Here is a 14,851-nt window from a genome sequence, read left to right as displayed (position 1 = left end):
GGCCCTCGGAGTGGAACCGACACGCGCCACGGTCCGGTCAGCGCGGCCGGTCGGTGCCGGCGATGAGGTCCGAGACGATCCGGGCGGTCTCCGCGGGCCGCTCCATCTGCGCGACGTGGCCCACGTCCTCGAAGACCGTGAGGGTGCTGCCGCGGATGTGGCGCACCACCTTCGGGGCGACGCCCACGCTTACCAACAGGTCGCGTGCGCCCCACAGCACCGCGGTCGGCACCGACACCGATCGGGCCGCCGCCCAGTGCGTGGCGCCGAAGTCGACGATCCAGCTGCGCACCAGCGCGTTGAAACTCGCGGCGAGCGCGTCGGGCGCCCATCGCATGGACGCGCGCGCCGCGGCCTGGTCGACGGCCTGCTGCCGCCGCACGGGCCCCATCACCGCCGGGTCGACGAGGATCTCGCGGAAGGTCTGATCCACCTGCCGCTCCGGGTAGGCGCTCGCGATGAGCCGGAAGCCCGCGGGGCCGACGCCGGGGACCCGCACCAGCGACAGCGGGAGGAACTGGAGCCGTCGCACCCGGGGCCGCAGGTCCGGGAACGCCGGGGAGATCAGGGTGAGCGAGCGCAACAGGTCGGGCCGCAGCATCGCGACCCGGACCGCGATCGCGCCGCCGAGGGAGTTGCCGAGCAGGTGCACTCCCCCGCCGCGCACCGCCACGATCGTCTCGAGATAGGCGATCACGGTCTGGGCGAACTCCTCGATGGAGTAGTCGCCGTCGGCAGGCGGATCCGAGAGCCCGAAACCCGGCAGGTCGAGCGCGTACGAGGCCGCGACCGGCGCGAGCACCTGCCCGAGGTCGGTCCAGTTGATCGACGAGCCGCCGAGCCCGTGGATCATCACCGCCGTGGGTCGCGGATCGGGCGGCGCCGTGATCGCCGCCGCCTCGTCGACGTGACGCGCGAAGACGCGTCGGCCGCGGAGGGTGAGGAACTCCCCGGGCCAGACGTCACTGGTCCGATTCACCTGTGCGAGTGCCGACACACCGGGCAGCTTGCCAGAGCAAGCGGAGGTCGGCGCGACGGTCGGGAGTATTGTCGACGGGTCAGGACCGAGCGCGGCCCTGGGAAACGGTGAGGTGGACTACATGGCGGACCTGGGCGCGACGACCGCGGCGGGCGATCCCCGCGGCGGGACGAATCCTGCGCCGCGCCGCACCGCTCGCCTGCCGCGGAGCGCACGCCGCATCCAATTGCTGGAGGCGGCGAGCAGTGTCTTCGTCGACCTCGGCTACCACTCCGCGGGCATGGACGAGATCGCCGTGCGGGCCGGGGTCAGCAAGCCGGTGCTGTACCAGCACTTCCCCGGCAAGCTGGAGCTGTACGTCGCGGTCCTCAACTCGCACAGCGAGGCGCTGGTGACCGGCGTGCGCGAGGCGCTGAGCAGCTCCACCGACAACCACGCGCGCGTGATCGGCGCCGTCCGCTCCTTCTTCGACTTCGTCGATCGGGACAGCATGGGCTACAAGCTGATCTTCGAGTCCGACGTGCTCGAGCCCGTCGTGCAGGAGCGCGTCGAGGGCGCGGTGGACGCGTGCATCGACGCGGTCTACGACCTCGTCTCCGAGGATTCCGGCCTCGACCCCTACCGCGCGCGGATGCTCGCCGTGGGCCTCGTGGGCGCCAGCCAGGTCAGCGCGCGCTACTGGCTGTACGCCGACCGCCCCATCCCGAAGGAGGAGGCGGTGGCGACCACCGTCGAGCTGCTCTGGGGCGGCCTGAGCCACGTCCCGCTGCAGGCCCAGCGCCGCGCCCAGTAGCTCGCTCGTCGCTCACGCCACGCGGTGCATCATCATCTCGATCGGACCGCGGGAGAAGCGGCGGGTCCACAGCGCCGAGGCCACGAGTAGGCAGATCATCACCGCGACGTAGACCGCCACCGTGAAGGCCAACCGGTGGTCGCCGCCGTAGCGCGCGGCGAGCCCGAGGCCCCAGCCGTAGCAGAGCGCCGAGGCGATCACGTTCTGCAGCACGTAGCAGCTCAGCGCGGTCCTCCCGACGTTGCTCAGCGCGCCACCGATGCGGCCGACGCTCCGCCGCTGGTAGAACTCGGCGATCAGCGCCAGTAGGCCCAGCGCCACCAGCGGGGCCACGACGTACCGTCCGACGAAGACGGCGGGCCCCGACAGTCCCAGCGGCGCACCGGCGATCCCGATCGCGAGGTCGACCGGGGCCGCGATGCCGCCGATCCACATCATCCGGCGGCGCAGCGCCGCGCCCTCGGGCGCGAAGAGCCCACCCTGGAACAGGGCCGCGCCCGTGAGGAACATCGCGATCGTCAGCGGGATCATGAAGATCGTCTCCGCGCGGAAGAGCAGCCCGTGGTCCACACGGAAGAGGACCAGGTCCCAGAACGAGCCGTCGGCGTACGGATTCCACGCCGAGCGCTCGGGCCTGGACATCCCGCCGCCGCCCAGCATCATCCCGGCCACCGCGAGGCTGACCACCGCGAGGTGCACGGCGACGGCGCCGATCGCCCAGCGCATCCGCACCCGGGGCCGCAGGATGAGCAGCGCGGAGACCAGGAAGGAGACGAGCGCGTAGCCCATGAGAACGTCGAATTCGGCGACCAACACGAAGTGCACGAGCCCGTCGAGGAACAGGACCAGGGCGCGGCGCCAGTAGCGGCCCGGCCACGGACGGTCGTGGCGCGCCGCGGAGGCCTGCTGGATCGCCAGGCCCACACCGAACATCAGGCTCAGCAGGCCGAGGAACTTGCCCTGTGCGAGGGTCTGCAGCACCCGGATCGGCAGCGATTCGCCGCCCACGGTCTCGAGGTAGCCGACCATGCCGCGGGGCTCGGTGAAGATCCACACGTTGGTGCCGAAGGTCCCGAGGATCGCGATGCCGCGGGCGACGTCGAGGGAAGCGATGCGGCGCGTCGTGGATGCCTGAGCGCCGACGGTGCCGATGGGGGCGGGGGTCGAGGTCATGGCGACCACCTTCCCCCGGAAAGCGAGGACCCCGCGACCACCGGATGGTGATCGCGGGGTCCGTCGTTCGGGGGACCTACTCCGCCGAGGCCTCGGCGGTCGCGGTGCCGTCGGCCTTCTTCGCGCCGGAGCGGCGACGGCGGCGGCGCTTGCGGGCGGGGGCGTCGCCCTCGGCGCCGTCGTTCGACGGTGCCGGCGACTCGGGCCCGGCGGTGGCGGGCTTCGCCTCGGCGGGCGCGCCGTCGGCCTTGCGGCCACCGCGCGTCCGGGTGCGGGTGCGGGTGCTCTCGCGCTTCTCGCGCGGCTTGCGCTCGACGACCTCGCCCTCGGCGCGCTTGCGCACGCCGGGCAGGCTGCCCTTGACCTTGGGGTCGATGCCCAGGTCGGTGAACAGGTGCTCGCTCGAGCTGTAGGTCTCGACAGGCTCCGGCCGGCCGAGGCCGAGGGCCTTGTCGATGAGCTCCCAGCGGTGCAGCTCGTCCCAGTCGACGAAGGTCACGGCGGTGCCGGTCTTACCCGCGCGGCCCGTGCGGCCGATGCGGTGCACGTACGTCTTGTCGTCCTCGGGGCACTGGAAGTTGATGACGTGGGTGACGTCGTCGATGTCGATGCCGCGCGCCGCGACATCCGTGGCGACCAGCACGTCGATGGAACCGTCGCGGAACTTGCCGAGCGCCTTCTCGCGCGCGACCTGGCCGAGGTCGCCGTGCACGGCACCGACCTTGAAGCCGCGCTCGGCCAGCTCGTCGGCCACCTTCTGCGCGGTGCGCTTGGTGCGGGTGAAGATCATCGTGGCGCCACGGCCCTCGGCCTGCAGGATCTTCGCCACCATCTCGACCTTGTCGAGGGCGTGCGCGCGGTAGACGAACTGGGTGGTGCGCTCGTGCACCGCGGAATCGTCATGGTGCTCGGCGCGCACGTGCGTCGGCTGCTTGAGGAAGGTGCGGGCCAGCGTGATGATCGGCCCGGGCATGGTGGCCGAGAACAGCATGGTCTGCCGGTCGGTGGGCACCATCGTGAGGATGCGCTCGATGTCGGGGAGGAAGCCCAGGTCGAGCATCTCGTCGGCCTCGTCGAGCACCAGGATCTGGATCTTGCCGAGCACCAGATGGCCCTGGTTCGCGAGGTCGAGGAGGCGGCCGGGCGTGCCGACGACCACGTCGACGCCCTTCTGCAGCGCCTCGATCTGCGCCTCGTACGGGCGGCCGCCGTAGATCGACGTGATCTTCAGGTCGCGCTCGCCCTTGGTGGTCTGCACGCGAACGCCGTCGGCGGCGCGCTCCAGGTCCTCGGTGACCTGCACGCACAGTTCACGGGTGGGGACGATGATGAGGGCGCGCGGGGTGCCGTCGAGCGCACGGAGGCCGTCCTCGCCGACCTCGGCGCGAGCCTGTGTGATGAGGCGGTTGAGCAGGGGCACGCCGAAGCCGTAGGTCTTGCCCATACCCGTGCGGGCCTGGCCGATCAGGTCGTTGCCGGCCAGGGCGAGCGGGAGGGTCAGCTCCTGGATGGCGAAGGTGCGCTCGATCCCGCGCTTGCCGAGGGCGTCGACGATGCCCTGATCGACGCCGAGCTCGGCGAAGCTGGGCGAGACGTGATCGTCGCCGATGACGTGGACGTCGGGCATGCCCTCTTCGGTGGCGGGCTCGGTGTGGATGTCGTTGTTCGCGGTGGTGATGGTTCTGCCTTTCATCGGCGGCGAATGCGTCGCGTTCATGTCTCACGCGCGCACTGTTCCGGCCAATGAATCCCCGGCCCGCTCACGGGCCGTCATCGTCGCCTCGACACCCCTGCCGTTTCGGCGACGGAGGCGGAGTGCGCGCACAACTACCGGCGACCGAAGTCGATCGCTGCAGACCATGGTACCCCGCGGAGCGGCCCGCACTAGCATGTGCACCATGAGCGAACAGTCGCAGGACCCGGGAATCACGACGGAGCACCCGGGCGTCGCGGCCCTGTTCGCGGTGCTCGCGTACGGCGAACTCGCCGCCTTCGAGCGTCTCGCCCGGGAAGCCGAGATGGCGCCGGACCTGCGCGGCCGGATCGCCGTCTCGTCGATGGCCTCGGCGCAGATGCGCAACTTCGAGCTGCTGGCGACCGAGCTGGACCGTCGCGGTCAGGACGTGGAGACCGCGACCGCGCCGTTCGCGCCGGTGATCACCCGCTACCACGAGCGCACGACGCCGCGGAACTGGAACGAGTCGCTGGTCAAGGCGTACATCGGCGACGGCCTCGCCGCCGACTTCTACTCCGAGGTCGCGCGGGCGCTGCCGGGCGAACCGGCGACGATCGTCGCCGCAGTGCTCTCCGACACCCGGGAATCCGACTTCGCGGTCGAGCGGGTGCGCGCGGCCGTCACCGCGAACCCGGCGCTGCGCTCCCCGCTCACGCTGTGGGGCCGGCGCCTGCTCTCGGAGGCGATCACCCAGGCGCAGGAGGTGCTCGCCACGCGCGACGAGCTGGCCGCGCTGCTGTTCGAGCACTCCGGCGACCTCCCCGGGGTGGCGCAGTTCTTCGAATCGCTGCAGACCCGGCACGCCGAGCGGATGAGCACACTCGGGCTGGCCTGAGCCGCCGGGGCGAAGACACTGCCGAGAACCACGAGCGCTGCCGAACGGTGGCAGCGTTCACCGATTCCGGCAGCTCGAGCGCCGTGCACGCTGCCCTCAGCGGAAATCCGCGGTCCGGCGGCGCGAGTACTCGGCCTGGACCGATAGCCTCGTGCCATGGAGATCAAGATCGGTATCGCGGACTCGAACCGCGAACTCGTGGTGCAGAGCAAGGACTCGACGGACGACGTGAAGAAGGCCGTCGCCGACGCGCTGGCGGGCCGCACGGAGCTGCTGGAGCTGACGGACGAGAAGGGCAAGCAGTACCTGGTCCCCGCCGCCCGCGTCTCGTACGTCGAGGTCGGGACGAACGAGAGTCGCTCGGTCGGCTTCAACGCCAGCTGACGGATCTCGGCACGGCGCGCCAGTAGGCTCGGGCGCGTGGTGGAACCCGAACGCAGGACCCGCGTCGATCTCGCGGTCTCGGCCGTGATCCTGGTCGCGGCGGTCGTCGCGGGCGTCGTGGCGTGGAACGTCGGCTCCGCGAGCAAGGCCGTGAGTGAGACCGCCCCCGCACCGTCGACGGTGCCCGCCTCCCTCGTCGAGTTGCCCGCAACGCTCCGCGAGGCGTGGACCGCGGTGTCCGACCGCCCGGCGCTGTCACTGAACGGCTCCCTCGTCCTCGCGCGCGGCGGCGAGGTCACCGGCCACGATCCGGCGACCGGCCAGCGCACCTGGCGCTACCAGCGCGAGAGCGGGCTCTGCGGCCTCACCGACAACGCCGGTCTCGTGCTGGCTTTCTACCGCGACGTCCGCGGCTGCGGCGAGGTCATGGCGCTCGATCCCGCCACGGGACAGCGGCGCGCCAGCCGCACCGGGCGCGAGGACCACGACGTCACTCTCACCGGCGACGGCAACTACGCCGTCGTGCAGGGGCCCACGCGGGTCGACGTCTTCCGCTCGGACCTGGTGCGCACCGTCGAATACGGCAAGCCCGACGTCCCCGTCAACCCGGGTGTCCAGCCCCGCTCCGGGTGCACGATCGGTTCCGCGCTGCCCGCCGGCGCATCGATCGCCGTTCTCGAGGCCTGCCCCACCGAACCCTTCCCGCGGCTCACCGTGATCGGCGCCTCGCCCAAGGAGGCGGCCGAGCCGCAGGAGACCTCGTCGGTCGTCAGCCCGGACCTCGGCGCCGCGGTTCCCGAGGAGAGCACCGAACGGCCGCGGCTCATCACCGCCACCGCGAACGGCGCGGTGGTCTACGTGCCCGCCCAGGACGGGCGTCCCGCGCGCGCAACCACCGTCGACCTGCAGGGCCGAACGCTGCGCTCCGTCGACCTCACGACCGGTCCGGGAGGGGCACCGCCCACGGTCCCGGTGGTGACCGAGGCCGGCATCGCCGCGTTCTACACCGGAACGTCGACGGTGGTGGTCGACGCCGCCTCGTTGGCCGTGGAGATGGTGATCCCGGGGACGCTCGGGCCGGGCGCGGTGGTCGGCGGCCAGCTCGTGGTGCCGGGCCCCACGTCGCTCAGCGCGTACGACCTGACCACGCGGGCCATGACGCGCTCCACCCCGATCGCCAAGCCCGGCTACACCGAGGGCCCCGTGCTGTTGACCGAAGCGGGCACCACACTGCTCGCGCAGTGGGGATCGACGGTCCAGGCCTACCGGGCGGCCTGACCCGGACCGCTACTCGGACGCCCAGGTGGCCAGCGGCGCACCGTCGGAGACGTGGGCCTTGATGCTCTGCGCGAGCTCGCGGTAGGCGGTGGCGCCCTTGTTCTTCCGGCCCGCGAGGACGGTGCGTCCGGCGGCGTTCGCCTCCGCGAACCGCACGGTGCGCGGGATCGGCGGCGACAGCACGGCGAGGTCGTAGCGGTCCGCGACGTCCGAGAGGATGTCGCGGCTGTGCGTGGTGCGGGCGTCGTAGAGGGTGGCGATGGCGCCGAGCATGGTGAGCTCGGGGTTGGTGATGGCCTGCACGTCGCGGACCGTCTTGAGCAGCTGCCCGACGCCGCGGTGCGCGAGGGTCTCGCACTGCAGCGGGATGGCGACCGCGTCGGCGGCGGTGAGGCCGTTGAGCGTGAGTACTCCCAGGCTGGGCGGGCAGTCGATGATGACCACGTCGAACCGGTCCGCCACGTCGGCGAGGGCCCGCTTGAGCGCGTACTCCCGGCCCGCGCGCATGAGCAGGAGCGCCTCGGCGCCGGCGAGGTCCAGTGTGGCGGGCAGCACGGTGACGCCGTCCTCGGTCTCGAGCAGCACGTCGCCGATCGCGTGATCGCCCAGCAGCACGTCGTGCACGCTGCGCTCGATGCGGTCGGGGTTGTGGCCGAGCGAGAAGGTCAGGCAGCCCTGCGGATCGAGATCCACGACGAGCACGCGCGCGCCGAGCTCGACGAGGGCCGCCCCCAGGCTGGCGACGGTGGTGGTCTTCGCGACGCCGCCCTTCTGATTGGCGACGGCGAGGACGAAGGGCGTGTCACCGGTCATGGTGCGAGGGTACCCACCGATGCACCACGATGAACGGATGAGCACCGGACACCGCCTCGTGTACATCCGCCACGGCGAGACCGCCTGGTCCCGCTCGGGCCGCCACACCGGCGCCACCGACGTCCCGCTGACCGACACCGGCGTCGAACAGGCGAGGGCCCTCGGCCCGGTCCTGTCCGACCTCGCCCTAATCGATCCGACCGTCCTGGTGAGCCCGCGTGCGCGTGCGGCGGCCACCGCGGAACTCGCGGGGCTGACCGTCACCGCGGTCGACCCGGACCTCGCGGAATGGGACTACGGCGACTACGAGGGCCGCACCAGCGCGGAGATCCGCGTCGACGATCCGGGGTGGACGGTGTGGGAATCGGACACACCCGGCGGCGAGACGATGGCGCAGGTGGCGGTGCGGGCCGACCGCGTGCTGGCGCGGGCGCGGGCCGCGATGGCCGACGGTGACGTGGTCCTCGTCGCGCACGGCCACCTGGGCCGCGTGCTCACCGCGCGGTTCCTGGGCCAGCCGGCGGAGTTCGGCCGCCACGTGATGATCCTGCCCGCGTCCGCCGCCGTCTTCGGCGACGATCGCGACGGCGTCCCCCAGATCAGCCGCTTCGGCCTCACCGGGTACGCGGCCGCGCACTACGCGGGCCGGTAGGCGTATCACCGGGCCGCCGCCCGCGAAGAACGCCGTCAGTCCCGGCGGTACTCGCCCTCGAGCCAGGCCACCGTCGGCGGACTGAACAGCAGCACGAGCACCGCGGCGGCCACCGCGACGAGCGGCAGTCCGATCTCGGGGCGACTCTGCGCGAACGCGCCGCTGATGCCCGCGCAGCCCAGCAGCAGATTGGTGAGCACGCCGACGGTGCGCCCCCAACGCCGGCCGCGGAGCAGGGCGATGCCGCCCGCGAGCACGCCGAGGCCGATCGGGATCATCCAGAAGGCCATGCCGTAGGCACCGGTCGTGGTGTCGGCCGCGCCGGTGATGCCGCGGATCAGCTCCACCACGCCGAGCGCCAGGGCCGCGAGGCCCTCGAGCGCGACGATCGCGCCCGCGGCGCGGACGGTGCCGGGCGCGGCGGTGCGCGTGTCACCGGAGCGGGCGGTGCGGGAGCGGGTAGCGGCCGGGCGGGGGTCGCCGCCGCTTCCGTTGGTCGATGTCACGACCCCAGGGTATCGGGACGGCCTGGGTAGGCTGCTCGGTGTGCGCGCGCTGCTGATCGTCAACCCGAACGCCACGTCCATCACCCCCGCCGGCCGGGACCTCGTGGCGATGGCGCTGGCCTCCACCCTCGATGTGCAGCTGGTGCAGACCGAGCGCCGCGGTCACGCCGCCGAACTCGCGGCCGCGGCGCGGGACGACGGCACCGAGTTGGTGATCGTCCACGGCGGCGACGGCACCGTCAACGAGGTGGTGTGCGGCATCCTCGGCCGGGAGGGGCTGCCGGGCGGCGACTCCCCCGCCCACCCCGACGCCCTGCCCGCCGTGGCGGTCATCCCCGGGGGCAGTGCGAACGTCTTCGCCCGCTCCCTCGCGGTGCCCCGCGACCCGCTGCAGGCCACCGTCCATCTCACGGATCTGTTGGCGCGCCGCAGTTTCCGCACCATCGGCCTCGGCTGCGCCGACGAACGGTACTTCCTGTTCAACGCCGGCGTCGGCGTGGACGCCGAGGTGATCGCGAACATGGAGGAGCTGCGCGACAAGGGCAAGGCCGCCACCCCGTCGCGGTACGTGCGCACCGCGGTCCGCACCTTCTTCTCCGCCGCGCGGCGCGAGCCGCAGCTCACCGTCCACCTCCCCGGTGAGGAGCCCGGCACGTGGCAGGACATCGACGGGGTGCACTTCGCCTTCGTCTCGAACGCGAGCCCGTGGACCTTCCTCAACAATCGCGCGGTGTTCACCAACCCGGGGACGGATTACGGCACCGGGCTGGGGGTGTTCGCGTCACGGTCGATGCGCACCCTCCCGAACCTCATGCTGGTGCGCCAGATGCTGTCGTCCCGCCGCACGAAGGGCCCGACGGTGCGCCACCTCGTCCGGCACGACGACCTGCGCGAGCTGCGGGTGAGCAGCGCGGTTCCCGTCCCCGCGCAGGTCGACGGCGACCATCTCGGCGACCGCACGGAGGTCCGGTTCTGGTACTCCCCCGAACGGATCCGCGTGGTCGCCGATCTGCCGCCGCTGCCCCGCGTGCGCTGACCCTCACGGGGCCGCCGCAGCGACCCTTCCCGACGACTCGGGGTGATGCGATCGGAGGGGCGGATTGAGCGATTCGTCACGACGGCGCAGATACCTATTGCAAACCCGCAGCTTGTGAGGATATTCTTGCGGGCACGCCGCTGAACCGGCAGGAGTGTAGCTCACCTCTCGGAAGGGGGTACTCACCGCCCCCGCTGTGAGATCCCCCACCTCTGAGTCGGAATCTATTGACTCTCGTCGGGAACGTGGAAACATTCATGACGTAACAACGCGGAAACAGTTCGGTTCTCTCTGCGTTAACAGCCTGGAAATTCGGTGTCGGATCGGCACCTGCGATGAGTGGCGCGCCCGCGCGCCTGAAGGAGTGTACTGACATGGATTGGCGCCATAAGGCCATCTGTCGCGACGAGGATCCCGAGCTGTTCTTCCCCGTGGGCAACAGCGGTCCGGCCATCGCGCAGATCGCGGACGCCAAGCTGGTCTGCAACCGCTGCCCCGTGACCGCCGAGTGCCTGTCCTGGGCCCTCGAGTCGGGCCAGGACGCCGGCGTGTGGGGCGGCATGAGCGAGGACGAGCGTCGCGCGCTGAAGCGCCGCAACGCGCGTACCCGCACGCGCACCGCTGTGTGACACAGCTCTACCTGACGAAGGCCCGGTGGTTCGCCACCGGGCCTTCGTCGTGCGCGGGCACGGCGGACCGGCGCCGATCGGCCCGCCCCGGGCCGGCTGCACCCCTCAGACCGGCTGGAGCGGCACGTGGAGCAGGGCGTCCGTGCCGCCGTCGCGCGACGTCAGGGTCAGGGTCCCGCCCAGCTCGGACTTCACCAGGGTCTGCACGATCTGCAGACCCAGCCGGTCGGAGCCCGCGAGGCTGAAGCCGGGCGGGAGTCCGGCACCGTCGTCCCGGACCGTGACCTCCAACATCCTGGTGGACCGGTGCGCCAGGAGTTCGATGGTGCCCGACTCCCCCGGCTCGTAGGCGTGCTCGATCGCGTTCTGGATCAGCTCGGTGACGACCATCACCAGCGGCATCGCCCGGTCCGCGTCGAGGAGGCCGATGTCCCCGCGGCGCACGACAGTGACGGCCGCCGACCCGCCCGCGGGGGCCACGTCGCCCATGATCGGGATCAGCCGGTCGACGACCTCGTCGATGTCGACGTGCTCGTCGACGCTCATGGAGAGGGTCTCGTGCACGAGGGCGATGGACGCGACGCGGCGCACGGACTCCAACAGGGCCCGCTTGGCCTCGTCGTTGCGGGTGCGGCGGGCCTGCAGCCGCAGCAGGGCCGAGACCGACTGCAGGTTGTTCTTCACACGGTGGTGGATCTCACGGATCGTCGCGTCCTTGGAGATCAGGGCGCGGTCGCGGCGCTTGAGCTCGGTGACGTCGCGGAGCAGGACCACCGCACCGTCGTGCCGGCCGCCCGGATGCAGCCCCAGGACGCGCAGCACGACGGTGACGCCGCCCTTCGTGAGCTCGATCCGGGAGCCCTCGCCGCGGTGCAGCGCCCCGTCGAGGGCGGCGGCGAGGTCCTCGGACTCGAAGCTGTCGCCGACGAGCTCGGCGGTGGCGACCGCGAGCTCGCTGCTCTCGAGGTCGGTGGGCGCGCCCATGCGGCGGTACGCGGATTGCGCGTTGGGGCTCGCGAAGACCACGCGGCCGTTGCCGTCGAGGCGGATGAAGCCGTCCCCGGCGCGGGGCTCCGCCTCCCCCGTGGGCAGTTCCTCCGGCTCGGGGAAGGTCCCCTCGGCCACCATCGTGCACAGGTCGTCGGCGCACTCCGTGTAGGCGACCTCGAGCGGGCTGGGGGTGCGCGGGTGGGTGACGTTGAAGTCGCGCGTGAGCACCGCGACCACCTCGCCGTCCGAGGGCACCGGGACCGCCTCGCGCCGCACCCGGGCGGGCCCCGTCCAGGCCGGGGTCACGCCGCGCACCACGACGCCGCCCTCGAAGGCGGCGTGCAGCGTGGGCGCCTCCCACGGGGGGACCACGACGCCGACCCCGTCGGAGTCGTAGACGGTGGAGGTGGTGTTGGGCCGGCACTGCGCGATGCAGATGTACGCCGGATCGGTGGTGTCGCCCTCGGGGTCGTTGCGGACCCACAGCCGCAGGTCGGCGAACGACAGGTCGGCCAGCAGCTGCCACTCGCCGGCGATCCGCTGCAGATGCCGCGCGGCCCGACCGGGGAGGTCGGTGTGGATCGCCAGGAGGTCGGCGAGGGAGGCCATGGGACCGCCTTTTTGTCGTCGTCGGTGCCGTCGTGAAACAATAGCCGGTACTGCGAAGATCCTCGGGACAGGAAGGAGACCGCCATGGGCAAGCGTGGACGTAAGAAGCGCGCGCGCAAGAAGAACGCCGCCAACCACGGCAAGCGCCCGAACTCCTGATCCCTCAGGTTTCATGTGACTTGCGCACGAGGGCCCGTCGACGATCATCGTCGACGGGCCCTCGTCATGCGTGCGGCGTCACGACGCCGCGCGGGTCACTACTCCGGGCGGAAGCGCACCTCGGTGTGCCGGATGCTGATGGTCAGGCGCTCGCGCAGTCCCTCGGGCGCGCGCTCGCCGCCGCACTTGCGGTTCACCAGCGACTTGATCTGCTGCTCGATGCCGTAGTGCGACAGGCACTGCGAACAGCCGTCGATGTGCGCCTTGAGGCGCTCCTTGGCGGCGGCGTCGCATTCGTTGTCCAGGAGCAGCCAGATGTCCGCCATCACGGCGGAGCAGTCGAGCTCCAGGTCCGGGTTCCCGTCCGACGAGTACGTCACTTCTCATCCTCCTGCTCGGCGGAGCCCTCGGCACCGTCGGAATCCTGACCCCGCAGGAAGCCGCGCTCCCGCGCGACGCCCTCCAGCTCGGCGCGGAGCTGCCGCCGGCCGCGGTGCAGCCGCGACATCACGGTGCCGATGGGGGTCCCCATGATCTCGGCGATCTCCTTGTAGGGGAATCCCTCCACGTCGGCGTAGTACACCGCCATGCGGAACTCCTCCGGGAGCTTCGCGAGAGCCTGCTTGATCTCGTCGTCGGGCAGCGCGTCCAACGCCTCGATCTCCGCGGAGCGCAGGCCGGTGGAGCTGTGCTCCGCCGTGGCCGCGAGCTGCCAGTCGGTGATCTCGTCGGTGGGGTACTGCGCGGGCTGCCGCTGCTTCTTGCGGTAGCCGTTGATGTAGGTGTTGGTGAGGATGCGGTACATCCACGCCTTGAGGTTGGTGCCCTTCTTGAAGCTGCGGAAGGCGCTGTAGGCCTTCACGTAGGTCTCCTGGACCAGGTCCTCCGCGTCGGCCGGGTTGCGGGTCATCCGCAGCGCGGCACCGTACAGCTGGTCGAGCAGCGGCAGCGCCTCGGCCTCGAAGCGGGCCGTGAGCTGTTCGGGCGTCTCGGTCACCTCGTCGGGGGCCGAGTCCAGTTCCGCTACGTCCGCGTTCTCCTGGTCGGTCATACCGACGAAGGCTACCGGTCGCTCGAGGACCGCTGCTCCGCTACCTGCACTCACGACCTCTGCAACAGCGCCGCACGTCGGCTTGTTCCCGCCGTGTCCGGATCAGTGCAGGCGGAGCCGAACCATGGGCAGACCGTCGACGGTGTGTCCCACGGCGTGCTCGATCGCGCCGCGCAGCCGCTCCCAGGCGGCGGGGTGCGCGGCGCGGTACCGGTCCAGGACCGCGGCCGAGTCCGCGCCGCCGAGGAGGTCGGCGTGCGCCGCCCGCTCGCGCCGGCCGACGGTGACCCGGCACTCCGGCTGCGCCCGCAGGTTGCGGTACCACTGCGAGGTCTCGCCGAAGCCGCTGCACACGATCACGGTGTCCGGATCCGGCCGGTCGACGACCTCGAGGACGACGAAGCGGGGCTCGCCGGACTTCCGCCCGGTGTGCTGGATCATCACCATGCGCGGCCCCAGCACCGGCCCCAGCCCGTGCCGGAACAACCAGATGGGCGCCCGGACCAGCCGTCGCGTCCGCAGCGCCCGCGCCGCCAGCGCGGTGGGACTCAGGTTCTCCATCATCGACGCCACCGCCACGACGGTACGCCCGCTCCCGCGGGGCCATCCGCACACGTCCAGCGACCGTTCGCGCGCGGCACGTGCACGGGGCCCGGCGCCGCCGGGTCTGATTGACTGGCGACATGGGTAAGAAGAGCGCCGCGGCGACGCCGGCGATCGCGGCGCTGCAGGCCGCGGGCGTCGAGTTCGCCACGCACGAGTACGTGCACGATCCCCGCGCCGAGTCCTTCGGTGGTGAGGCCGCGGAAGCCCTCGGCCACGACCCGGCGCGGGTCTTCAAGACCCTGGTCATCGGCGACGGCACGCGGCTCGCGGTGGCGATCGTGCCCGCCTCGGGCAAGCTCAGCCTCAAGGCGGCGGGCGCCGCGCTGGGGCTGCACCGCCCGGCGATGGCCGACCCGGCGGACGTGCGACGCGTCACCGGCTACGTGCTCGGCGGCGTCTCCCCGCTGGGGCAGCGCAAGCGGCTGCCGACCGCGATCGACGAGTCCGCGCTGGGCTTCGCCACCGTCTTCTGCTCCGCCGGCCGACGGGGCCTGGAGATCGAGGTGGCACCGTCGGAGCTGGTACGACTGACGTCGGCGACGGTGGCGCCGCTCGCCGCGCCGTGATAATCAGGGGATGACAAGCGGCCCGCCCGGGTGAGGCGGCGACCGCAGCGGAAAGTA

General features: G+C 71.9%; 18 protein-coding genes. 9 read left to right on the top strand and 9 right to left on the bottom strand.

Going from position 1 to position 14,851, the window contains the following annotated elements:
- Positions 1-37: 37 nt before the first annotated feature.
- Complete coding sequence (locus tag FK530_RS12415) at positions 38-997, bottom strand: alpha/beta fold hydrolase (RefSeq protein ID WP_146487347.1); 960 nt, start codon at positions 995-997, stop codon at positions 38-40.
- A 103-nt stretch (positions 998-1,100) separates the two neighbouring features.
- Between FK530_RS12415 and fasR the strand changes: the two genes are divergently transcribed.
- Complete coding sequence (gene fasR / locus FK530_RS12410; RefSeq protein ID WP_146487346.1) at positions 1,101-1,772, top strand: HTH-type transcriptional activator FasR; 672 nt, start codon at positions 1,101-1,103, stop codon at positions 1,770-1,772.
- Between the two features lie 12 nt (positions 1,773-1,784).
- On the opposite strand, the gene FK530_RS12405 is transcribed toward fasR, so the two are convergent.
- Both FK530_RS12405 and FK530_RS12400 read right to left on the bottom strand, forming a co-directional pair.
- A complete protein-coding gene (locus FK530_RS12405) occupies positions 1,785-2,945 on the bottom strand; it encodes a DUF418 domain-containing protein (protein WP_146487345.1) in 1,161 nt (386 codons plus the stop codon).
- A 76-nt stretch (positions 2,946-3,021) separates the two neighbouring features.
- The gene (locus FK530_RS12400) at positions 3,022-4,638 is read right to left on the bottom strand and encodes a DEAD/DEAH box helicase (protein ID WP_410468430.1); all 1,617 of its coding nucleotides are present in this window, start codon (positions 4,636-4,638) and stop codon (positions 3,022-3,024) included.
- Positions 4,639-4,843: 205 nt separating this feature from the next.
- Here FK530_RS12400 and FK530_RS12395 point away from each other — a divergent pair, with 205 nt between their 5' ends.
- The 3 genes from FK530_RS12395 (at position 4,844) to FK530_RS12385 (ending at position 7,177) form a co-directional block, all read left to right on the top strand.
- Positions 4,844-5,515, top strand: coding sequence for a ferritin-like fold-containing protein (locus tag FK530_RS12395; protein WP_146487344.1), 672 nt, complete (start codon positions 4,844-4,846; stop codon positions 5,513-5,515).
- A 156-nt stretch (positions 5,516-5,671) separates the two neighbouring features.
- Positions 5,672-5,899: a DUF3107 domain-containing protein gene (locus FK530_RS12390; protein WP_146487343.1), complete on the top strand. Its 228-nt coding sequence runs from the start codon at positions 5,672-5,674 to the stop codon at positions 5,897-5,899.
- Positions 5,900-5,935: 36 nt separating this feature from the next.
- Complete coding sequence (locus tag FK530_RS12385; protein ID WP_146487342.1) at positions 5,936-7,177, top strand: Rv3212 family protein; 1,242 nt, start codon at positions 5,936-5,938, stop codon at positions 7,175-7,177.
- 9 nt (positions 7,178-7,186) lie between these two features.
- Here the strand turns inward: FK530_RS12385 and FK530_RS12380 are convergent, their stop codons facing one another.
- Positions 7,187-7,990, bottom strand: coding sequence for a ParA family protein (locus FK530_RS12380; RefSeq protein ID WP_146487341.1), 804 nt, complete (start codon positions 7,988-7,990; stop codon positions 7,187-7,189).
- Between the two features lie 37 nt (positions 7,991-8,027).
- On the opposite strand from FK530_RS12380, the gene FK530_RS12375 reads away from it, so the two are divergent.
- The gene (locus FK530_RS12375; protein WP_146487340.1) at positions 8,028-8,642 is read left to right on the top strand and encodes an acid phosphatase; all 615 of its coding nucleotides are present in this window, start codon (positions 8,028-8,030) and stop codon (positions 8,640-8,642) included.
- 35 nt (positions 8,643-8,677) lie between these two features.
- On the opposite strand, the gene FK530_RS12370 is transcribed toward FK530_RS12375, so the two are convergent.
- Entirely contained in the window at positions 8,678-9,148 is a 471-nt protein-coding gene (locus tag FK530_RS12370; RefSeq protein ID WP_146487339.1) for a hypothetical protein, read from the bottom strand.
- A gap of 40 nt (positions 9,149-9,188) precedes the next feature.
- Between FK530_RS12370 and FK530_RS12365 the strand changes: the two genes are divergently transcribed.
- Positions 9,189-10,184 carry a diacylglycerol/lipid kinase family protein gene (locus FK530_RS12365; RefSeq protein ID WP_146487338.1) on the top strand — a complete coding sequence of 332 codons (996 nt, stop codon included), beginning with the start codon at positions 9,189-9,191 and terminating at the stop codon, positions 10,182-10,184.
- A gap of 374 nt (positions 10,185-10,558) precedes the next feature.
- On the top strand, positions 10,559-10,813 hold the full coding sequence (locus tag FK530_RS12360) for a WhiB family transcriptional regulator (RefSeq protein WP_013125780.1): 255 nt from the start codon (positions 10,559-10,561) through the stop codon (positions 10,811-10,813).
- A 105-nt stretch (positions 10,814-10,918) separates the two neighbouring features.
- Here the strand turns inward: FK530_RS12360 and FK530_RS12355 are convergent, their stop codons facing one another.
- Entirely contained in the window at positions 10,919-12,412 is a 1,494-nt protein-coding gene (locus FK530_RS12355) for a sensor histidine kinase (protein WP_146487337.1), read from the bottom strand.
- An 84-nt stretch (positions 12,413-12,496) separates the two neighbouring features.
- On the opposite strand from FK530_RS12355, the gene FK530_RS27285 reads away from it, so the two are divergent.
- Entirely contained in the window at positions 12,497-12,571 is a 75-nt protein-coding gene (locus FK530_RS27285) for a 50S ribosomal protein bL37 (RefSeq protein WP_370452957.1), read from the top strand.
- 98 nt (positions 12,572-12,669) lie between these two features.
- On the opposite strand, the gene rsrA is transcribed toward FK530_RS27285, so the two are convergent.
- The 3 genes from rsrA to FK530_RS12340 all read right to left on the bottom strand — a co-directional run bounded on the left by rsrA (position 12,670) and on the right by FK530_RS12340 (position 14,186).
- Positions 12,670-12,951 (bottom strand): mycothiol system anti-sigma-R factor, encoded by a 282-nt coding sequence (gene rsrA, locus FK530_RS12350; RefSeq protein ID WP_126196694.1) that lies wholly within the window; start codon positions 12,949-12,951, stop codon positions 12,670-12,672.
- On the bottom strand, positions 12,948-13,622 hold the full coding sequence (locus FK530_RS12345; RefSeq protein WP_146487336.1) for a sigma-70 family RNA polymerase sigma factor: 675 nt from the start codon (positions 13,620-13,622) through the stop codon (positions 12,948-12,950). Before FK530_RS12345 ends, rsrA begins: the two co-directional genes overlap by 4 nt.
- 102 nt (positions 13,623-13,724) lie before the next feature.
- A complete protein-coding gene (locus tag FK530_RS12340) occupies positions 13,725-14,186 on the bottom strand; it encodes a nitroreductase family deazaflavin-dependent oxidoreductase (protein WP_146487577.1) in 462 nt (153 codons plus the stop codon).
- A gap of 119 nt (positions 14,187-14,305) precedes the next feature.
- Between FK530_RS12340 and ybaK the strand changes: the two genes are divergently transcribed.
- Positions 14,306-14,794, top strand: coding sequence for a Cys-tRNA(Pro) deacylase (gene ybaK, locus FK530_RS12335; RefSeq protein WP_146487335.1), 489 nt, complete (start codon positions 14,306-14,308; stop codon positions 14,792-14,794).
- Positions 14,795-14,851 lie beyond the last annotated feature (57 nt).

Origin of the sequence: Tsukamurella conjunctivitidis (assembly GCF_007858475.1) — a bacterium.
Lineage (GTDB): Bacteria > Actinomycetota > Actinomycetes > Mycobacteriales > Mycobacteriaceae > Tsukamurella > Tsukamurella conjunctivitidis.
This window is presented reverse-complemented; position numbering and strand designations above follow the sequence as displayed.